This is a genomic window from Actinokineospora auranticolor, assembly GCF_002934265.1.
GTDB classification, from domain to species: Bacteria; Actinomycetota; Actinomycetes; order Mycobacteriales; family Pseudonocardiaceae; genus Actinokineospora; species Actinokineospora auranticolor.
The window spans coordinates 490,963-509,885 of the sequence record NZ_PTIX01000003.1; the positions used below are offsets into that span (position 1 = coordinate 490,963).

The 18,923-nt window shown below is 70.7% G+C and carries 17 protein-coding genes; 12 read left to right on the forward strand and 5 right to left on the reverse strand.

Annotation, left to right across the window (positions count from 1 at the left end; genetic code table 11):
* Positions 1 to 9: 9 nt before the first annotated feature.
* Positions 10 to 1,344, reverse strand: coding sequence for an NsdA family TPR-like regulatory protein (locus CLV40_RS08415; protein ID WP_104478253.1), 1,335 nt, complete (start codon positions 1,342 to 1,344; stop codon positions 10 to 12).
* 168 nt (positions 1,345 to 1,512) lie between these two features.
* On the opposite strand from CLV40_RS08415, the gene CLV40_RS08420 reads away from it, so the two are divergent.
* Positions 1,513 to 1,830 (forward strand): hypothetical protein, encoded by a 318-nt coding sequence (locus tag CLV40_RS08420; RefSeq protein ID WP_104478254.1) that lies wholly within the window; start codon positions 1,513 to 1,515, stop codon positions 1,828 to 1,830.
* Here the strand turns inward: CLV40_RS08420 and CLV40_RS08425 are convergent.
* Positions 1,786 to 3,267 (reverse strand): bis-aminopropyl spermidine synthase family protein, encoded by a 1,482-nt coding sequence (locus CLV40_RS08425; protein WP_181043376.1) that lies wholly within the window; start codon positions 3,265 to 3,267, stop codon positions 1,786 to 1,788. The two genes, CLV40_RS08420 and CLV40_RS08425, sit on opposite strands and share 45 nt — an antisense overlap.
* 194 nt (positions 3,268 to 3,461) lie before the next feature.
* Between CLV40_RS08425 and CLV40_RS08430 the strand changes: the two genes are divergently transcribed.
* From CLV40_RS08430 to CLV40_RS08445, 4 genes are read left to right on the forward strand one after another with little or no spacing between them, the layout of a single operon-like run.
* On the forward strand, positions 3,462 to 4,592 hold the full coding sequence (locus CLV40_RS08430; protein WP_104478256.1) for an ATP-binding cassette domain-containing protein: 1,131 nt from the start codon (positions 3,462 to 3,464) through the stop codon (positions 4,590 to 4,592).
* Positions 4,589 to 5,239, forward strand: coding sequence for an ABC transporter permease (locus CLV40_RS08435; protein ID WP_104478257.1), 651 nt, complete (start codon positions 4,589 to 4,591; stop codon positions 5,237 to 5,239). The genes CLV40_RS08430 and CLV40_RS08435 overlap by 4 nt, the downstream gene beginning before the upstream one ends.
* Positions 5,236 to 5,943 (forward strand): ABC transporter permease, encoded by a 708-nt coding sequence (locus CLV40_RS08440; RefSeq protein WP_104478258.1) that lies wholly within the window; start codon positions 5,236 to 5,238, stop codon positions 5,941 to 5,943. The genes CLV40_RS08435 and CLV40_RS08440 overlap by 4 nt, the downstream gene beginning before the upstream one ends.
* Before the next feature lie 30 nt (positions 5,944 to 5,973).
* Complete coding sequence (locus tag CLV40_RS08445) at positions 5,974 to 6,915, forward strand: ABC transporter substrate-binding protein (RefSeq protein ID WP_104478259.1); 942 nt, start codon at positions 5,974 to 5,976, stop codon at positions 6,913 to 6,915.
* Between the two features lie 48 nt (positions 6,916 to 6,963).
* Here the strand turns inward: CLV40_RS08445 and CLV40_RS08450 are convergent, their stop codons facing one another.
* Positions 6,964 to 7,695 (reverse strand): SDR family NAD(P)-dependent oxidoreductase, encoded by a 732-nt coding sequence (locus CLV40_RS08450; RefSeq protein ID WP_104478260.1) that lies wholly within the window; start codon positions 7,693 to 7,695, stop codon positions 6,964 to 6,966.
* A 43-nt stretch (positions 7,696 to 7,738) separates the two neighbouring features.
* Entirely contained in the window at positions 7,739 to 8,524 is a 786-nt protein-coding gene (locus CLV40_RS08455) for an IclR family transcriptional regulator (RefSeq protein ID WP_104478261.1), read from the reverse strand.
* Positions 8,525 to 8,736: 212 nt separating this feature from the next.
* Between CLV40_RS08455 and CLV40_RS08460 the strand changes: the two genes are divergently transcribed.
* From CLV40_RS08460 to CLV40_RS08475, 4 genes are read left to right on the forward strand one after another with little or no spacing between them, the layout of a single operon-like run.
* Positions 8,737 to 9,240 carry a SigE family RNA polymerase sigma factor gene (locus CLV40_RS08460; RefSeq protein ID WP_104478262.1) on the forward strand — a complete coding sequence of 168 codons (504 nt, stop codon included), beginning with the start codon at positions 8,737 to 8,739 and terminating at the stop codon, positions 9,238 to 9,240.
* The gene (locus CLV40_RS08465) at positions 9,237 to 10,223 is read left to right on the forward strand and encodes a hypothetical protein (RefSeq protein WP_104478263.1); all 987 of its coding nucleotides are present in this window, start codon (positions 9,237 to 9,239) and stop codon (positions 10,221 to 10,223) included. The genes CLV40_RS08460 and CLV40_RS08465 overlap by 4 nt, the downstream gene beginning before the upstream one ends.
* A gap of 49 nt (positions 10,224 to 10,272) precedes the next feature.
* Positions 10,273 to 10,782 carry a SigE family RNA polymerase sigma factor gene (locus tag CLV40_RS08470; protein WP_104478264.1) on the forward strand — a complete coding sequence of 170 codons (510 nt, stop codon included), beginning with the start codon at positions 10,273 to 10,275 and terminating at the stop codon, positions 10,780 to 10,782.
* Positions 10,779 to 11,711, forward strand: a complete 933-nt coding sequence (locus tag CLV40_RS08475; RefSeq protein ID WP_104478265.1) for a hypothetical protein — start codon at positions 10,779 to 10,781, stop codon at positions 11,709 to 11,711. Before CLV40_RS08470 ends, CLV40_RS08475 begins: the two co-directional genes overlap by 4 nt.
* A 17-nt stretch (positions 11,712 to 11,728) precedes the next feature.
* Here the strand turns inward: CLV40_RS08475 and CLV40_RS08480 are convergent, their stop codons facing one another.
* Positions 11,729 to 14,278, reverse strand: a complete 2,550-nt coding sequence (locus CLV40_RS08480; protein WP_181043377.1) for an NACHT domain-containing protein — start codon at positions 14,276 to 14,278, stop codon at positions 11,729 to 11,731.
* Between the two features lie 255 nt (positions 14,279 to 14,533).
* On the opposite strand from CLV40_RS08480, the gene hutH reads away from it, so the two are divergent.
* Genes hutH through CLV40_RS08495 form a run of 3 tightly spaced genes read left to right on the forward strand, consistent with a single transcriptional unit; the run spans position 14,534 to position 18,905 of the window.
* Positions 14,534 to 16,060 carry a histidine ammonia-lyase gene (hutH, locus tag CLV40_RS08485; protein WP_104478267.1) on the forward strand — a complete coding sequence of 509 codons (1,527 nt, stop codon included), beginning with the start codon at positions 14,534 to 14,536 and terminating at the stop codon, positions 16,058 to 16,060.
* The gene (gene hutU, locus CLV40_RS08490) at positions 16,057 to 17,718 is read left to right on the forward strand and encodes a urocanate hydratase (RefSeq protein ID WP_104478268.1); all 1,662 of its coding nucleotides are present in this window, start codon (positions 16,057 to 16,059) and stop codon (positions 17,716 to 17,718) included. The genes hutH and hutU overlap by 4 nt, the downstream gene beginning before the upstream one ends.
* Positions 17,715 to 18,905, forward strand: coding sequence for an allantoate amidohydrolase (locus tag CLV40_RS08495; RefSeq protein ID WP_104478269.1), 1,191 nt, complete (start codon positions 17,715 to 17,717; stop codon positions 18,903 to 18,905). The genes hutU and CLV40_RS08495 overlap by 4 nt, the downstream gene beginning before the upstream one ends.
* Positions 18,906 to 18,923: the final 18 nt, after the last annotated feature.

Consider the following 18,923-nt stretch of genomic DNA (forward strand, 5'->3'; position numbering starts at 1 on the left):
CGGCGTCCCTTAAGCGAGGGTTGTGATCCGGTGATGGAGTTCCTTCGCGTCCGCGGCGGGATTGGCGCGGGTGGCGGCGCGGAGGAGTTGGAGGTGTTCGGTGAGCCGCTTGGAGCGGATGGTGGCGGCCATGTCGAGGACCTCGTGGCCGATTCGGATGCCGGTCGCCGTGTCACCTCCGTGGAGGTGGGTGGTGGCCAGTTCGGTGAGGCGGAACGCCAAGCGCTTGGTGTGGATGGTGTTCGCTTGGGACGCGAAGGTCGAGAGGGTGGCGATTGCCTGGTCGGCGTAGTGGGGTTCCTTGACGGCGAGGGTTGTGTAGAGGCGGCCACGGTCGCTGGTCAGGTGGGCTTCGTTGAAGCCGCGCGGGTCGGGGATCGTGGGGGTGTCGATGCGCGCGAGGGAATCCTCGGCTCGGGTCATGTAGTCGAGGGCTTGGGTGGGGTGGCCCAGCGTGGCGTAGGCGCGGGCCTGGCTCGACAGCAGCATCGCCGTGGCGTCGGTGGACCGGGCTCGCTCGGCGGTGAGGGTGCCAAGAGCGAACACCTCGCGCGCCTCTTCCAGGTTGCCGGAGTGGAGGTAGGTGCGGCCGATCTGCTCCAGGGCAAGCGCTGCCCGGATGGGGTCTGCCGCCTCCTGCGCCACCGCCAGTGCTTGGCCGGTGTAGCGGAGCGCGGCGCCGGTCAGGCCGACGTCGTAGGAAGCCCAGCCCGCCAGCGCCAACAGGTCCGACAGGACGACCCGCAATTCCCGCCCCTGCTCGTCGGTGTGGTTGGCGCCCAACATCGCCTGTGCCCACCTGAGCTGCGCGATGACCGCGTCGCGGACCGCACCACCACCCAGGCGTTTCTCCTGGGTCCAGAGCACCCGGGTCAGCTCGCGCAGCTGCCCGACCTCGGTCGCGCCTACGCTCCGAGGAGTCGGAGTGGCCACCGCCGGGCTGCTCAGCAGTGCGAGGTCGGCGCCGGTGAGCGCCGCGCCCATCGTGATCTTCGCCAGGATTCCCATGAACTCGCGCCGGTCGGGCACAGTCGTCACCACCTCATCTGTCGCGGGCCGAACCTGTCCCCCATAGGCCAGGCCCATGTAGCCCCGCGGTACGCCCAAGCCGTCGGCGATGCGTGAGAGGACGTCGTAGGTCTGTACCTGGCGGCCTCGGGCGATGGCGGAGATCTCGGGCTGGGCCTGGCCGGTCAGCATGCTGATCCGCCGTTGGGAGACACCTCTGCCGCGCAGCAGTCGGTAGACCTGGGTGATGTCCCGCGCCGACAGGGCCGCGCGCATGTCCGGGTGCTCCCAGACCTCGGCGGCCGGGCGCTCGTGGGGGTCGCCCCAGGTGCTCATCCGGGCTCCTGTCGAGTAGCGGAACAGGCACCCACGGTAACAATTCCAGACCAAGGTCGGTAGCCGCGAGAGCATCGCTATATATGCCCGGCTTATCACCCCCGGTTTGCCGGTCGAGTGGGCGATGATCTCGCTTGCGGCGCGAAGCGCGGGCCAGGCTGCTCAGCCATGACAACGTTCCACTTCACCTGCGACGACTGCGGCACCACCGCCGACCAGGGCGAGCCCGCCGACCTCGGATTCCGCTACATGCAGTGGGACTTCGACATCCGTTCCCGGCAGAAGGCGACCGAACAGGCGAAGACCCTCCGAGCCTTCGCCGAGCAGTTCGACGCCCTCCCCGGCTTCGGTCAGCCCTACCGGGAATGGGGCGCCGAAATGGCGAACCTGTGCCGCCGAATGGCTCGGTCGGCTGTGGGGCTGGCCAACCCGCCCTTCGGGTCAGCCCGCGGCGGCCAGGACGGCTCTGATTCGGTTCAGGGGTAGGTCGATCAGGCGGAGTTCGAGGTCGTCCTCGGCCGGGGCCGAGGCGGCGACGCGTTCGCGGGCTTCGCGTTTGGTGAGGGTGCCGCCGGAGTCGGCGATCAGGGCCTCTCGCCAGACGTTGGCGAGTTTGCCGTGGACTCGGGAGAGGAGGGTGGCTTGGACGCTGGGGGTGGTGACCGGGGTGGCGACCACGACGGTGTGCTTCCCGTCGGCGATGCTCCGGTGGTAGGTGAGGTGGTATTTGGCTGCCAGTAGGGACTTCAGGTCGGTCTGGCCCTGTTGGTTGGCGACGTCCGGGTGCGAGTTCGGCACCAGGGCCGCGATCTTCGCGAGGGGGCCGGCGAGCAGGGTCCGGGCCAGCCAAGGGCCGGGGTCGGCGGTCAGGTCGTAGGCGAGGGGGCCGGGCAGGCGCACCGGGTCCGTCCAGCCGGGGGGTGCGACCGCCGCCGCCTCGCTCAGGCGGAGGAGTTCGGCCAGCGCCCCGGTGGGGGCGCCGGTGGACTCGATCGACTGGGGGCCGTGGGTGTAGATGCCCGAGGCGACCTCGCGGACCGCCGCCTCCGCCAGGCGGGACGAGCGGCCGGTCTGCTGGAGCACGTACAGGTCGCTCGCGCTGCCCACCGCTTGGGCGCCGTGGTAGCGGTTGAAGTTGGGCAGCACGGCCTCGAACACCAGCCCCAGGCGGGAGATCTCCTGCTGCACCTTGAAACCCAGCGCGGGTGTCCGTTCGCTGTAGCCGTACGCGACGACGGCCCGGCCGTCGGGGTCGCGGAGGGACTCGATGGCGCGGGCGAGGAACAGGCGGATCCCCTCGGGGGTGTACGGCGGGTCGGTGAACACCAGGTCGGCGCTGCCCACCACGCTCGGCGGCAGGGCGAAGCGGAAGTCGGCGTGCAGGCACTGGATGTCGAGCCCGCGCGCGCGGGCGACGCCGTCGATGTAACCCAGCAGGCGGTCGTCGACGTCGACGACCGTGGCCCGCAGGTCCGGTCGACGGGTGCACGCCGCCAGCGACGTCAGGTCGTGGTCGCCCACGCACACCATGTGCGCGCCCGGCAGGTCGTAGGTCTCGTCCAGCCACCTGGCGCGGCGCAGCATCGTGTCGACGTCGGCCTGCACGTGGTCCAGCGCGCGCAGGGGCTGGGGGACGCCCGTGACGTACGCCTCGAAAACCGGTCGCAGCTCCTCGTCCGGGGTGTCCGGGAGCGGGGCCACCGCCGCGGCGTAGGTGTCCACGCTGGACGGTCGCACCCGCCAGGAATCGGCTTCGCGTTCGGCGTCGGCGCCCAGCGCGGCGAGCAGTTCCTCGATCGTCCTGCGCGGCACCGCGGTGGCTCTGACCAGGTCTTCCAGTGGGATCCAGCCCGCGCGCAGCAACGCTACGGCGGTGCGCAGGGGGCGGGCTCGCACGCCGCGGGTGGTCAGGAATTCGGTCACGGAAACGGCCACAAACCGTAGAGCCTAGGAGAACGCTCGGTGTCCGGGTGACCCGGCCAGGTGAGCGGCGGGTTCGCGCCAGCATCCGGTCGGCGCCGGCCACATGCTGGAACGGCCTGCCACTGTCAGCCGTTCGGGTTAGGGTCGATCGATCACACGGCTGGCAAGGAGCCGTCACTACCCGAGGGGCCCGAGTGATCGAGTTCCAGGCCGTGACCAAGCGGTACGACGACGGCACGGTGGCGGTGGACCACCTCGACCTGACCATCGACGACGGTCGCATCACCGTGCTGGTCGGCCCGTCCGGCTGCGGCAAGACCACCTCGCTGCGCATGATCAACCGGATGGTGGAGGCCACCTCCGGCACCATCCTCGTCGACGGCGAGGACATCCGCTCGCAGCCCGCCGCCGCCCTGCGCCGCGGCATCGGGTACGTCATCCAGAACGCGGGCCTGTTCCCGCACCGCACGGTCCTGGACAACGTCGCGACCGTGCCGATGCTGCTGGGCACCAAGAAGGCGGTCGCTCGCAAGCGCGCCGAGGAACTCCTCGCCACCGTCGGCCTGCCGCCCGAACTGGCCCGCCGCTACCCGTCGCAGCTCTCCGGCGGGCAGCAGCAGCGCGTCGGCGTGGCCCGCGCGCTCGCCGCCGACCCGCCGGTGCTGCTGATGGACGAGCCGTTCAGCGCCGTTGACCCGATCGTCCGCGACGACCTGCAGGACGAGTTGCTGCGCCTGCAGTCGGAACTGGGCAAGACGATCGTGTTCGTCACCCACGACATCGACGAGGCGATCAAGCTCGGCGACCGGGTCGCGGTGCTGCGGGTGGGCGGCAAGCTCGCCCAGTACGCCTCCCCGGCCGAGTTGCTGGCCAACCCGGTCGACGACTTCGTCGCCTCCTTCGTCGGCCGCGACCGCGGCTACCGCGCGCTCGGGTTCCTGTCCGCGCACGGCGTCGAGGTCAACCCGGTGCCCACGGTCGCCGTCGGCACCCCGGTCGCGGACGCCCGCGAACGCCTGGAGGGCGGCTGGGCCGCGGTCGTCGACGACGCGGGCAGGCCGCTCGGCTGGGTGTCCGAAGTGGTCTTGTCCACACTGGACAAAGCGGTCACCGCCACCGACGTCGTCTCCGGCGGTTCCCTCTACCCCGTCGACACCGGGGGCCGCGCCGGTTCGCTGCGCGCCGCGCTCGACGCCGCCCTCTCCTCGCCCGCCGCGCTCGGCGTCGCGGTCGACGGCGACGGCGCGGTGGTCGGCGCGGTCACCGCCGAGTCGGTGCTCAAGGCGCTCGCCGACGCGCGCAGGGCCGGTGAGGTGCCGTCGTGAACTGGGTCTCCGATCACCTCGACGACCTGCTCGCGGTGAGCCTGGACCACCTCGGGCTCGCGCTGCTGCCGGTGCTCGCGGGCCTGCTCATCTCGCTGCCCCTCGGCTGGGTCGCCAGCCGCTGGCGGCTCGCGCGGCGGATCCTCGTGCCGGTCACCGGGATCCTCTACGCGATCCCGTCGCTGGCGCTGTTCGTGATGATGCCGCTGCTCATCGGCACGCAGATCCTGGACCCGGTCAACGTCCAGGCCGTGCTGACCATCTACACCGTGTCGCTGCTGGTCCGCTCGATCGCCGACACCCTCGACGCGGTGCCGGAATCGGTGCTGGCCGCCGCGTCCGCGCTCGGCTACCGACCGATCGGCCGGTTCTTCGCCGTCGAGCTGCCGCTGGCCGTCCCGGTGCTGATCGCCGGGCTGCGGGTGGCGGCGGTGATGAACATGAGCCTGGTCGCGGTCGGCCAGCTGATCGGCGTCGGCGGCCTCGGGTTCTTCCTCATCGACGGCGTGCAGCGCGGCAACTACGCCTCGATCGTCTCCGGCATCGTCGCGATCGTCGTGCTGGCGCTGGTGGTCGACCGGCTGCTGGCCCTGGCGGGCTGGTCGCTGACGCCCTGGGCCCGGACCGGGAAGGGGGCCCGGCGGTGAACGTCTTCGAGTCCGTCTACGAGTGGCTGACCAACCCCGACAACTGGAAGACCACGCTCGGCATCGTCGGCATCCCGCAGCGGCTGGCCGAGCACCTGGACTACAGCTGGCCCCCGGTGCTGATCGCGGTGCTGCTCGCCATCCCGCTCGGCGCGCTCATCGGGCACACGGGACGCGGCGGCGGTGTGGTCGTCAGCGCGGTCAACGTGTTCCGCGCGCTGCCCGAACTCGGCCTGCTCGTGCTCCTCGTGCTGTCGATGGGTCTGCTGCTGGCGACCAGCGCGCTGACGATCGTGCTCGTCGCCGTGGCCACGCCGACGGTGCTGGCGGGCACGTACGCGGGTGTGCGCAACGTCGACCGCGCGGTGGTCGACGCCGCGCGCGGCATGGGCATGCGCGAGTGGGAGATCCTGCTCAAGGTGGAGCTGCCGAACGCGCTCCCGCTGATCCTCGGCTCCCTGCGGGCCGCGGCGCTGCAGGTGATCTCCACCGCCAGCATCGCCGCGGTCGTCGCGCTGGGCGGCCTCGGCCGGTTCGTGGTCGACGGCTTCGCCTTCCGCGAGTACGACCAGATGGCCGGTGGCGCGGTGCTGATCGCCGTGCTGGCCATCGCGGTGGAACTCGTGCTCTCCGGTGTGCAGTGGCTCGTCGTGTCACCGGGGCTGCGCAAGAAGAACGCACGCGGCCGTTCCCGTGTGCGGTAAGAAGAAAACGAAAATGAGGAGACTCCCTCGATGAAACGCGTACTCACCGGGCTGGCGGGTGTCGTCGCCGCCGCACTGACCCTGACCGCGTGCGGGGGCTCGTCCGACCCGCTCGCCCAGCCGCAGCCCACCACCGGCGCGGCCACGACGACCACGGGCGCCCCGGCGTCGACGGACACCGTGGTGATCGGCTCGGCCAACTTCCCGGAGAGCACCCTGATCGCCGAGATCTACGCGGGCGCGCTGGAGGCCAAGGGCGTCAAGGTCAGCAAGAAGCTCAACATCGGCAGCCGGGAGACCTACTACCTGGGTCTGCAGGACGGCTCGATCGACCTGATCCCGGAGTACACCGGCGTCCTGCTCACCCACGTGGACAAGACGGCCAAGGCCACCGAGGCCGACGAGGTCTACGCGGCGCTGCAGAAGGCGCTGCCGGAGAAGCTGACCGTCCTGGAGAAGTCCGACGCCGAGGACAAGGACGCGGTCGTGGTCACCAAGCAGACCGCGGACTCCTTGAAGCTCAAGACGATCGAGGACCTGGCCAAGGCGGGCCCGGTCGTGATCGGTGGCCCGCCGGAGTTCCAGAAGCGCGCGGACGGCCTGCCGGGGCTGAAGGAGACCTACAACCTGGAGGCCAAGGAGTTCAAGCCGCTGGACGTGGGTGGCCCGCTGACCGTCGACGCGCTCAAGACCGGCGCGGTCCAGGCGGCCGACCTGTTCACCACCGACCCGGCGATCGCCGCGAACGACTTCGTGGTGCTGGAAGACCCCAAGTCCAACTTCGCCGCGCAGAACGTGGTCCCGCTGATCAACAAGGCCAAGGCGACCGACACCGTCAAGCAGGTGCTCAACGCCGTCGCGGCCAAGCTGACCACCGAGACGCTGATCGAGCTGAACGGCAAGCTCAGCGCGCCGGACAAGCCGGACGCCGCCAAGGTCGCCAAGGAGTGGCTGGCCAAGGCCGGTATCTGACGTACTTGACGCCGAGTGCCCCCTGGGTTCCCAGGGGGCACTCGGCGTTTACCTGCCCAGTCCCGCGCCGCCGTTGACCTGGACGATCTGCGCGGTGACGTGTCCGGCACCGGGGGAGAGCAGCCAGGAAACGGTGTCGGCGACGTCGCTCGGCGTGCCGACGCGCTTGTTCGAGGTCTGCGCGATCAGGGTCTGCTCGCGCTCGGTGGTGAGGGTGTCGCCGAAGAACTCCGTCTCGGCGATGTAGCCGGGCGCCACCACGTTGACGGTGATTCCCTTCGGCCCCAAGGCGGAGGCCAAGTCGTAGGCGTACGGGTGCAGGGCGGCCTTGGCGCCCGCGTAGGAACCCGAGCCGGACCCGCGGTGGGCGGCGATCGAGCTGACCAGCACCACGCGACCGTTGTCGGCGATGTGCTCGCGCAGGCCCTCGACGAGCAGCGCGGCGGTGAGGGTGTTGAGGCGGAAGTTCTCGGTCCAGGTCCAGGCGACGCCCGCCAACCCCTCGGGCGGGGTGTGCTGCCGCAGCGCGTTGCCGCCCGCGGCGGCCACGATCCCGTCGACCCGCTCGTAGCGCCGCGCGATCTCCGCGCTCAGCCGCGTCACCTCGTCCGGCTCCGCCAGGTCCGCCGCGATGGCCTCCGCCCCGATCTCCTCCGCCGCCGCGGCCAGCACCTCCGGCCGCCGCCCGACGATCACCGCCCGGTCACCCGTCGCGACAACCCGTTCGGCCACCGCCCGCCCGATCCCCGTACCCCCACCACTGACAACCACGGTGCGCATGCCGCCAACCTATCCAGTCGGCCCCCACCGCGGGCGAACCATTTCAAGCCCCGGTGAAGCCCCGGGCGCCGAGCCTGCCGCCGAGTTCCGCGGCGGCCTGGGAGGTCGCCGCGGCCAGGTCTGCCCACAACTCCCCGCACTCCACCGCGCACTCGTGGCGGAACGTCGAGCTGATCGCGGCCACCGGGTGGCCGACGTGGTTGGGCACCACCACCGCGACCGAGGCGAGACCGGGCGTCACGTAGCCGTCCTCCACCGCCCACCCCCGGCGCTTCTCCTTGGCCAGCAGCCCGCGCAGCGCGGGCAGGTGCGCGGGCCCGCGGCCGGTCCGGTCGATGAACGACTCCCGGTTCGGGAACAGCGCCCGCACCTGGGCGGCGGGCAGGTGCGCCAGCATCGCCCGACCCGACGCGGGCAGGTGCGCGGGCAGCCGCACGCCGACGTCCGTCACGGTGTCCGCGAAGCCGGGGTGCTCCCGCAGCAGGTACAGCGCCTCCCGCCCGTGCAGCACGCCGAGGTGCGCGGTGTGCCCGGTCCGCTGGACCAGCCGCTTGAGGATCGGCCGGGCCAGCCGCTCCAGCGGGTCGTGGCGCAGGTACGCCGACCCCAGCTCGAACGCCGCCACCCCCAGGGCGTAGCGGCGGTCCTCGGGCAGGTGCGTGACGAAACCGGCGTCGGCCAGCTCCGACAGCAGGTGGTAGACGGTGGAGCGCGGCAGGTCCAGTTCGCGGGCGACGGCCGCCGCCGCCACCGGCCCGGCCTTCCCGGCGAGCAGGCGCAGCACGGCCAGTCCCCGGCGCAGTGCCGGGACGTCGCTGCTGTCACCCATATGTCGCAGCGTACGGACTCAACAAGCGGCCGTCCGGGCGCGTTGAAGGGGCGGCACGAGAAGGGGGTGTCGTGGGTGGACAGGCTGGGGGTCTCGCCCACCCGCGACACCTACCGGGCGCGCGTCGTCCGTCGAGCGGCAGGGGGCAGGCCATAGACACCGCCGATCCGCACGCCCCGGTGCGCTGCGCCGAGCGGCCCCGGGGGCGGCCGATGGCGTTCGAGGAGTTCCTGGCCGAGCGGTTGGCACCACTGCTGCGCTACGCCACCACCCTGACCTGCGACCCGCACCAGGCCCAGGACATCGTGCAGGACGTGCTGCTGCGCGCCCAGCAGCGGTGGACCGAGATCGCCCGCCTCGACCTGCCGTCGGCGTACGTGAAGCGGATGGTGACCAACGAGTTCCTGTCGTGGCGCCGCCGCCGTTGGACGCGGGACGTGTCGGTGCCGCACGGGGTCATGGTCGACCTGGTCGCCGCGTCCGCCGATCCGACTACGGCCGTGGACGACCGGGCGGTGCTGCTCGCGGGCATCGCGCGGCTGCCGCGCAAGCAACGCGCGGCGATCGTGCTGCGCTACTACGACAACCGCACCGACGCCGAGATCGCCGACGAACTGCGGTGCTCGGAGGGCACGGTGCGCAGCCACATCTCCCGGGCGGTGGACCGGCTGCGCGCCGACCTGGCCGCCGGGGCGTGCCGTGAGGAGGTGCGATGACCAAGGACGAGTTCGAGCGGTTCCTGCGCGAGACCCTGGCGCACCAGGCCGACCTCGCCCCGCGGCCGGACCGGGTGCTGGCCGGGTTCGCCTGCCGCCGCGCGCGCCCGGTGCAGCGCTGGCTGCCGCTGGTGGCCGCGGTGGCCGCCGTCGTGGTGCTGGCGCTGCTGGTCACCGCGCCGACGTGGACGGGCAGCCAGCCGGTGCCACCCGCGCACCAGGCCCCGGCGTCCACCGAGGTGGGGTGGGCGGACCCGCAGTGGCTACCGGAGGGCATGGCGGAGGTCGACCGGTCGCAGCGGGTGGACCGCGCGGTCGTGACCCGGGTGTGGCGGCGGGGCCCGGACTCGCCGACCGCGCCCCGGATCTCCCTGGTGATCAGCCGGGAAGGTGCCCCGAACGTGCTGCCCGAGCGGCACCGCACGGTCCAGTCCACACTGGTCGACGGGGTCTTCGTGGAGCACATCACGGGCGAGGACACGCCGGTCGAGGCGATCCGCTGGCACGGCTCGGGGCAACCGGTCTACCACCTGCTCGGGGTTGGTCTGGACAAGCCGTTGGCGACGCTGCTGAAGGTGTACCGGGGCCTGCGCTACGGCCCGCAGCCCGAGCTGTCCGCCGCGAGCCCGATCGGCACGCTGCCCGACGAGTACGTGCTGGAGACCCGCGGTGTGCGCGGCAGCGTCCCGGACGCGGTCGAGCCGTACGTCGTCGCGCGCCTGTTCGGGTCCGACGCGCTGGAGGTCGAGCGGCGGCGGTCACCGGCGTTCACCGACGGCGTGGAGCTGGGTCTGTCCGGCCGGTACCGCGCGCACACGGCGGGCGAGCACACGGTCGAGGAAGTCTCGTTGCCCGTCCCCGTCGGGTACGTGTACGTGCGGTACGAGACGGACCTGGGGCCGCTGGGCCAGGAGCGGTTGTTCCAGGTCGCCATGTGCGCGGAGATCCGCGGGCGCGAGCCGCGACCGTGGATCGGCAACTAGGGACGCCACAAACCCGGGCCCCCGCGCGTTGTCTGTCCGGAGGGGGCACATGCCGGACAGCTTCGAGGACTTCGCGCGGGCGCGCACCGGGGTCCTGTTGCGCTACGCCACGGCGCTGACCTGCGACCCGCACCAGGCGCAGGACGTCGTGCAGAACGTGCTGCTGCGCGCCCAGCAGCGGTGGGCGTCGATCTCCCGGCTGGAGGCACCGGTCGCCTACGTCAACCGGATGGTGACCAACGAGTTCCTGTCCTGGCGCCGCCGCCGGGCCGCGTCCGACGTGATGGTCCCGCACGGCGGCATGGAGGGGTTGAGCCCGCCGCTGGCCGACCCGACCCCGGCGGTCGACGAGCGGCAGGCGGTGTTCTCCGGCATCGCCCGGCTGCCCCGCAAGCAGCGGGCGGCGATCGTGCTGCGCTACTACGCCAACCAGACCTTCGCCGAGATCGCCGACGAACTCGGCTGCTCCGAGGCGACCGCGCGCAGCCACGTCTCCCGCGCCCTGGCCGCCCTGCGCGCCGACGCCGCCCGACTGGACCACGTCATGGAGACGCTGTGAGGACCGAAGAGTTCGAGGAACTGGTGCGCGACGCCGTGATCGAACACGCCGACCGCGCCCCGGACCCCGAGGCCACGGTGCGCCGCGTGCTGCGCGTCCGGCGGCGCAGGCCGGTCCTGGTGGCGGCGTCGGCCCTGGTGGTGGTGACCCTGGTGGTCGGCGCGCTGGCCTGGCGGGCGGCGGGCGGCGCGCGGACCTCGGTGGACCTGGCGGCGCCGCCGGGGCGGGGCTGGGCGGTGTCGTGGGGCCTGGCTTGGCTGCCCTCGGGGTTCGTCGAGGACAACCGCTCGGTGACCGTCGACGGGCGGACGGTCAGCCGGAACTGGGTGTCGGGGGAGGCGCGGCTGTCGCTGCGGGTCTCCGTGGTCGACGGCACCGAGACCGACCACGTGGAACCGGGCAGCGACGACCAGGTCGACGTCAACGGCCGACCGGGTCTCCGCGACGGCGACGACACCCGCGCCAAGGTCGTCTGGTTCCACGACGCCACGACGAGGTTCGAGGTGCTCGCGTCCCACCTGGAGCGGCCCCGCGACGTCGTGGTCCGCGTCGCCCGGTCGGTGGTGCCGCAGCCGCAGGACCCGCTCGTGGTGGCGGCGGAGTTCGGCACCCTCCCGGCGGGGGCTGGTCCGGTCGCGCTGGGGGTCGGCCGGACCAGCGCGGGCCCGTCGACCTTCCTGACCGCGGTCCTCCCGGGCGACGGATTCCTGGACGTGGAGCTGACCCCGGCGAAACCGGACCTCGACGGCGAACGGGTGTTGGTGTTGGGCGTCCCGGGAACGTACTCGAAGGAGAAAGGCACCCTCACAGTCCCAGCCAACGGGCGGTGGCTGGAGGTGTACGCGGAGGGCGAAATCAGCCTGCCCGACCTCGTCGCGGTCGCCGAAACCGTCCGCATCGCCCCCGCCGACGCCCGCTGGGCCGAGTGAGTGGCCAGGCGGCTCGCTCATTTTAGATTGTTTTCGAAAAACCTTTCAAGATCGATGCTCAGTCGCTTCTTGTCGACCATGTCCATCAGAGCGCGGCGGCCGGTTTGGGTGGCCCTGAGGAGGTCGCTACCCGAGCCCGCCTTCCGCTCGCACAGGTCCAGGCCGAGCAGGAAGGAGACGAACTTCTTCGCCAGCGGGATGTTCTTTCCCGCGGTTCCCCGTTGTTCGACACCTCGACGTTGCCGCCAGCTCTCGTCCAGCAGGACTCGGCCGATTTTGAGGCAGACTTCAAACCCGGAGTGGCCGCAGTACAGGTAGTAGGGGTCGACGGTGTCTGTGGCGGCCCCCAGCATCTTCAGGTAGCCGATCAACTCGAAGCCTTCCAGGATGCGGATGTCGCCGGTGATCCGCACGATTCCCGTGGAGTCGAGGTCCAGGTCGCGGAAGTCCGCGTCCGCGCAGGTGATCCCCGTGAGGTCGCAGTCGAGCAGGAGGGCCTTTTCGAAGCGTGTGTCGGTGAGGTTCGAGTTCGCGAAGATGCAACCGTCGAAGGCGGCGTCCGTGAAGTTGCTCCCGGTGAGGTCGACATCCGAGAAGTCGACCTCGACGAACTCGGCCCGGCTCGCGTTGAGCGCGTAGCGAGAATCGCCGACCTCGCTGTGGAAACTCATGTTGGAGATCGCGCTGCCTGCCATATCGAGTCCGGTGCCGATCAGGTGGGATAGGTGCCCAGCTGATCCTTCGGTCGGGCGTCGCACTATTGACGCCCACAGTAGGGGGAGCATCCGGTCCAGCCCGGGCGTCGTTGCTCGCGCGGGCCACAACGACGAGAATCTCGCTGTGGCGGCTTCCAGTGTTTTAGGGGGAATTGAGCGGGCGAACAGGATCATCGAATCCGTGATCTGAACTCTCCTGCTTTCGATCTTTCCAGAGATGAGAGAGTCTACTAGTTGTCGAAGCAGCAAGAACTCGCGAAGCGAGTTGTGGGAGAATTGCCAGCCGTACTGGTCGCCATCTTCGGAGCGGGTCAGGGTCGATGACGACCTCAGATCCTCGAACAATAGGTCTTCGGCATCCGTGATACCTTCGGCGCGCTTCTTCGCGAGCTTGCTTTCGAACATTTTTCGGACAAGCTTCCGGAAGGTATCTTCGTTCAATGATTTCGCCTGGATGACGGTCGACTCGATTGCCAGCGCCTGTAAGAACTCTCGCCGTTCGATGGTCATGAGTTCTGGTGTGCGAGCGAGGTCGCGGTTCATCAACTTTTCCACGATCAGTGTGTAGATATCCCACTCGGTCAATTCGAGGTGGGAGTCCAGGTCATCGCTCTTCTTCAGTTCATCCACGACTTCGAGCAGGTAGGTTACGATCACGGGCTTGCCGGATAGTGATACCGACCGACCCTCCTCGGTCCGGGAAACTCGCTTGAGAATGCTGACAACCGCTTCCGCGCCGCGCGGGTCTTCCGAGAGTCGACGATTGACCAATTCGATCGTTTGCTCTTCGCTGAGATCTCTGAGATGCCGCTCTGTGCGGTTGAATACGAATTGTTGAAGAAGGCGATCCACAACCCGCTCGCTTTCCATCGCATCTCGATCGGCGGGTGCCAAGACGATGGACTGCGTGGATATCCTCTTGTAGAGTACTTCGAAAACGCGCAGTTCCTCGGCCTCGGTGAAGTAGTTCGGGCGGCTGGTGATTATTCCCCGGGCGCCTGCGCTGGCCAGGTCGGCAAGAGCTTCCAGGCATGCCCGGCGTTCTCGGACATTCAAGAACTGGGCCATTTCGTCGTACCCGTCGAGTAGCAGTATCACGCGACCGTCCGCGATCATGCTCTCCACGAAGGAGACGGACAGGTGGCCAAGTTCATTTCTGTCCAGAAAGTGGTGCAGCAGGCCGCGCGCATCGAACTGCTTGACGAACGACTTCAACTCAATTCTGAATGGAATCCGAGTCTTGCCGCCTTGTCGGTAGCTTTCTGTCCACCGCCGTTGCAGTACCTTGGTGAGCGCGGTCTTTCCGGTTCCGTATTCTCCCACCAGGATTGTCCACCTCGACTTGGGTGTCTCTTCCATCAACCAGGAGGTGAGGTACTCGGTGGCAAAGTCCCTGCCGTGCTCGTCTTCGAAATGTGGCTCTTCGTACACCGCGTCCAGTTCGCGCAGCTCTTTGGCGAGCCTTGACCCGTTGAGCACGTGCTCCAAATAGGGGTCAGTGCGTTCGAATTTGCGCAGCAATTCTTCGTAGGTAAGGGTCAGGATGCCGATCTCTTGGGCTCGTTCGCGAACGCCTGCGGTGAATCCGGTCGCCGACACGATCAGGCGTTGCGCCCCGGGTGACGTGAACATGGATAGTTTGGTCAGGTCTTTCCCGTACTTGGTCACATCGACGTGCTGAATCGTGGCTTCGATGTACACTTTCTGTTCGGAAAAACCGGACAATTGTGTCGCTATGAGGTCCACCTCGGCGCCGTGAATCTCAACGGGACCGGTTACGGAATATCCGTTAGCTTCAAACAGCCACCTGACGGCATTGGGGAAGGTGTGTTCGGTGAAGGCGTTGTTCATGTGAGGTTGCCCCTTCATGCAGCGGCGTCGCGGTGTGCATGGGAGTCGTTCGGAGAACCGGGTTTGTTTCGCGCTCTCGTGTCGATTCGCCAGTTCCCGACAGCGAGTGCCGTAGGTGCGGCGAGCCCTGGGGTGGGCCACACGAGGCACGTCGCTCACCGGGGTGAACACGGAGCGGGACAGTCGTCTGGAACCCCAGACACCATCACCCGATCCCGGCTCGTGCGCTTGCCCTCCGCGAGGTGGGATGTGCACATGGAACCAGTACCCATCGACGGGGGGCCGCTGACCCGTGAGCAGGTAGTCGCGGTAGCGCGCGATGGCGCCGACGTAACCCTCACCGCGGCCGCGCTCGCCGGCGTGGCCGAGACGCGGGCGCACATCGAGCGCCTGGCCGACGCCGTCGAACCGACCTACGGGGTGTCCACCGGCTTCGGCGCCCTCGCCGTCCGCCACATCCCGGTCGAGAGCCGCGCCGCCTTGCAGCGATCCCTGATCCGGTCGCACGCCGCGGGCGCGGGCCCCGAGGTCGAGCCCGAAGTGGTGCGCGCGCTCATGCTCCTGCGCCTGCGCACCCTGGCCACCGGTCGCACCGGCGTCCGGCAGTCCACTGTGGAAACCCTGGCCGCCGTCCTCAACGCGGGCATCCTCCCGGTCGTGCACGAGTACGGTTCCCTCGGCTGCTCCGGCGACCTGGCTCCCCTCTCCGCCATCGCGCTGGCGCTCATGGGCGAGGGCCAGGTCCGGGTCAAGGGCCAGCTCAAGCCCGCCGCCGAGGCGCTGGCCGACGAGGGCGTCACCCCCGTCGAACTGGTCGAGAAAGAGGGCCTGGCCCTCATCAACGGCACCGACGGCATGCTCGGCATGCTGGTCCTCGCCCTGCGCGACCTGCGCGCCCTCCTCGACGTCGCCGACCTCACCGCCGCGATGAGCGTCGAAGCGCTCCTGGGCACCGACCGCGTCTTCAAACCCGAGCTGCACGCCCTGCGCCCGCACCCCGGCCAGGCCGAGTCCGCCGCCCGGATCGCCCGGTTCCTCGACGGCTCGGAGATCGTCGCCAGCCACCAGGGGCCGGAGTGCTCGCGCGTGCAGGACGCCTACTCGCTGCGCTGCGCGCCCCAGGTGCACGGCGCCGCCCGCGACACCGTCGGCTACGTCGAGACCGTCGCCGACCGCGAGCTGGCGTCGGCCATCGACAACCCCGTGGTCCTGCCCGACGGCCGGGTCGAGTCCAACGGCAACTTCCACGGCGCGCCCGTCGCATACGCCTTGGACTTCCTCGCCATCCCGGTCGCGGACGTGGCGAGCATGGCCGAGCGGCGCACCGACCGGATGCTCGACGTGGCCCGCTCCGACGGCCTGCCGCCGTTCCTCGCGCACGACCCCGGCGTCGACTCCGGGCACATGATCGCCCAGTACACCCAGGCCGCCGTGGTCTCGGAGCTCAAGCGGCTGGCCGTGCCCGCGTCGGTCGACTCCATCCCCAGCTCGGCCATGCAGGAGGACCACGTCTCCATGGGCTGGTCGGCCGCGCGCAAGCTGCGCAAGGCGGTCGACGGGCTCACCACGGTCCTCGCCGTCGAACTGCTCACCGCCGCCCGCGCGCTCGACCTGCGGGCACCGCTGACCCCGGCCCCCGCGACCGCCGCCGCCGTGGCCGCGCTGCGCGCGCACGTGCCCGGTCCCGGACCCGACCGGCACCTCGCGCCCGAGATCGCGGCGGCGGAAGAGCTCATCCGATCCGGCGCGCTGCTGGCCGCCGTGGACAGGAGGACCCCATGAGCACCCCCGGACCCCGGCCCGTGCGCGCCGCCCGCGGCAACACCCTCACCGCGCGGAACTGGCAGACCGAGGCCGCGCTGCGGATGTTCCACAACAACCTCGACGCCGAGGTCGCCGAGCGGCCCGACGACCTGGTCGTCTACGGCGGCACCGGCAAGGCCGCGCGCAACTGGGCCAGCTTCGACGCGATCACCCGCGAGCTGACCGACCTCAGCGAGGACGAGACGCTGCTGGTGCAGTCCGGCAAGCCGGTCGGCGTGGTGCGCACGCACGAGTGGGCACCCCGGGTGCTGATCGCGAACTCCAACCTGGTCGGCGACTGGGCCACCTGGCCCGAGTTCCGCCGCCTGGAAGCCGCGGGCCTCACCATGTACGGGCAGATGACCGCCGGTTCGTGGATCTACATCGGCACCCAGGGCATCCTCCAGGGCACCTACGAGACCTTCGCCGCCGTCGCCGCCAAGCGCTTCGGCGGCACCCTGCGCGGCACCCTCACCCTCACCGCCGGGCTCGGCGGCATGGGCGGCGCGCAGCCGCTCGCGGTCACCATGAACGACGGTGTCGCGCTGTGCGTCGAGGTCGACCCGGTCCGCGCCCGCCGCCGCGTCGAGACCCGCTACCTCGACGAGCTCGCCGACGACCTGGACGACGCCATCGCCCGCGTCGAACGCGCCAAGCGCGAGGGCGAGGCGCTCTCGGTCGGCGTCATCGGCAACGCCGCCGAGGTCGTGCCCGAGCTGCTGCGGCGCGGCGTCGAGATCGACATCGTCACCGACCAGACGTCCGCGCACGACCCGCTGGCGTATCTCCCGCGCGGCGTCGACCTCGACGACTGGGCGGACTACGCGGCCAAGAAGCCCGACGAGTTCACCGACCGCTCCCGCGACTCGATGGCCGAGCACGTCGAGGCCATGGTCGGCTTCCTCGACGCGGGCGCCGAGGTCTTCGACTACGGCAACTCCATCCGCGGCGAGGCCAAGCTGGGCGGCTACGACCGCGCCTTCGACTTCCCCGGCTTCGTCCCCGCCTACATCCGGCCGCTGTTCTGCGAGGGCAAGGGCCCGTTCCGCTGGGCCGCGCTCTCCGGCGACCCCGCGGACATCGCCGCGACCGACCGGGCGATCCTGGACCTGTTCCCGGAGAACGAATCCCTCGCCCGCTGGATCCGCATGGCGCGCGACCGCGTTGCCTTCCAAGGACTCCCCGCGCGCATCTGCTGGCTCGGCTACGGCGAGCGGCACCTGGCGGGTCTGCGGTTCAACGAGATGGTCGCCAACGGTGAGATCTCCGCACCGGTCGTGATCGGCCGCGACCACCTCGACTGCGGCTCGGTCGCCTCCCCCTACCGGGAGACCGAGTCGATGGCCGACGGCTCCGACGCGATCGCCGACTGGCCGCTGCTCAACGCCCTGGTCAACACCGCGTCCGGGGCCAGCTGGGTGTCCATCCACCACGGCGGCGGTGTCGGCATCGGTCGCTCCATCCACGCGGGCCAGGTCACCGTGGCCGACGGCACCGCGCTGGCCGGGCAGAAGATCGAGCGGGTGCTCACCAACGACCCGGGCATGGGCGTGTTCCGGCACGTCGACGCCGGGTACGAGCGCGCGGACGAGGTCGCCGCCGAGCGCGGCGTCCGGATCCCGATGGCCCGCCCGTGACCGGCCTCGGCGACATCGCGGCGGTCGGCGCCGACCTGCGCCGCGGCGGCTTCTCCCGGCACGGTTACGACCGCGCCGAGCTGGAGCTGCGCGAGTGGTTCACGGCCGAGGCCGGGCGGCGCGGGCTGGACGTGGAGTGCGACGGCAACGGCAACCTGTGGGCCTGGTGGGGCGCGCCCGGCGACGGCGCGGTCATCACCGGCAGCCACCTGGACTCCGTGCCGGGCGGCGGCGCGTTCGACGGCCCGCTCGGTGTCGTGTCCGCGCTGGAGGCCGTGGATGTCCTGCGGGCCAAGGGGTTCACGCCCGGCAAGCCGTTCGCTGTCGTGGTGTTCGCCGAGGAGGAGGGCGGCCGGTTCGGCGTGGCCTGCCTGGGGTCGCGGCTGCTCACCGGGGCGATCACCCCGGAGGCCGCGCTTCGACTGTCCGATTCGGACGGTGTGACGCTGGCCGAGGCGATGCGCGCCGCGGGCTTGGACCCGGCGCGGGTCGGTCCGGACCAGCGGGCGCTGCGCCGGATCGGCACGTTCGTCGAACTGCACGTCGAGCAGGGCCGGGGGCTGGTCGACCTGGGTGCGCTGGTCGGTGTCGCGCGGTCGATCCTGGCGCACGGGCGGTGGCGGGTCACCGTGACCGGTGAGGGCAACCACGCGGGTGCCACGCTCATGGTCGACCGGCGCGACCCCATGGTGGCCGCCGCGCAGGTCGTGCTGGCCGCGCGCCGGGCCGGGTCGGCGGTCGAGGGGGCGCGCGCCACGGTCGGCAGGCTCGTGCCGAATCCCGGCGGCACCAACGTGATCCCGTCCAGCGTCGACCTCTGGCTGGACGCGCGGGCCGACGACGACGCCCGCACCCGCGCGGTCGTCGCCGAGATCACCGCCGCCGCCCAGGCCGCTGCGGCGGACGAGGGCTGCGCGGTCACGGTCACCGAAGAGTCCTATGGGGACACAGTGGTCTTCGACGCCGCGCTGCGGGACTCCGTGGCCGGGGTGCTCGGCGGCGTACCCGCGCTGCCGACCGGCGCGGGCCACGACGCGGGGATCCTCGCCGCGCACGTACCCACCGCCATGCTCTTCGTACGCAACCCGACCGGCATCAGTCACGCCCCCGCCGAGTTCGCCGAACCCGACGACTGCGCCGCGGGCACGCGCGCCTTGGCCGACGTGCTGGAGGAGCTGGCCCGATGAGCACTTCCCGGCGGGCGC

Excerpts from the sequence above, each read along its gene's own strand:
- hutH (WP_104478267.1), top strand. The coding sequence starts at position 14,534 with ATGGAACCAGTACCCATCGACGGGGGGCCGCTGACCCGTGAGCAGGTA.
- CLV40_RS08470 (WP_104478264.1), top strand. The coding sequence starts at position 10,273 with ATGCCGGACAGCTTCGAGGACTTCGCGCGGGCGCGCACCGGGGTCCTG.
- hutU (WP_104478268.1), top strand. The coding sequence starts at position 16,057 with ATGAGCACCCCCGGACCCCGGCCCGTGCGCGCCGCCCGCGGCAACACC.
- CLV40_RS08450 (WP_104478260.1), bottom strand. The coding sequence starts at position 7,695 with ATGCGCACCGTGGTTGTCAGTGGTGGGGGTACGGGGATCGGGCGGGCG.
- CLV40_RS08460 (WP_104478262.1), top strand. The coding sequence starts at position 8,737 with ATGGCGTTCGAGGAGTTCCTGGCCGAGCGGTTGGCACCACTGCTGCGC.
- CLV40_RS08455 (WP_104478261.1), bottom strand. The coding sequence starts at position 8,524 with ATGGGTGACAGCAGCGACGTCCCGGCACTGCGCCGGGGACTGGCCGTG.
- CLV40_RS08420 (WP_104478254.1), top strand. The coding sequence starts at position 1,513 with ATGACAACGTTCCACTTCACCTGCGACGACTGCGGCACCACCGCCGAC.
- CLV40_RS08465 (WP_104478263.1), top strand. The coding sequence starts at position 9,237 with ATGACCAAGGACGAGTTCGAGCGGTTCCTGCGCGAGACCCTGGCGCAC.
- CLV40_RS08445 (WP_104478259.1), top strand. The coding sequence starts at position 5,974 with ATGAAACGCGTACTCACCGGGCTGGCGGGTGTCGTCGCCGCCGCACTG.
- CLV40_RS08415 (WP_104478253.1), bottom strand. The coding sequence starts at position 1,344 with ATGAGCACCTGGGGCGACCCCCACGAGCGCCCGGCCGCCGAGGTCTGG.
- CLV40_RS08480 (WP_181043377.1), bottom strand. The coding sequence starts at position 14,278 with ATGAACAACGCCTTCACCGAACACACCTTCCCCAATGCCGTCAGGTGG.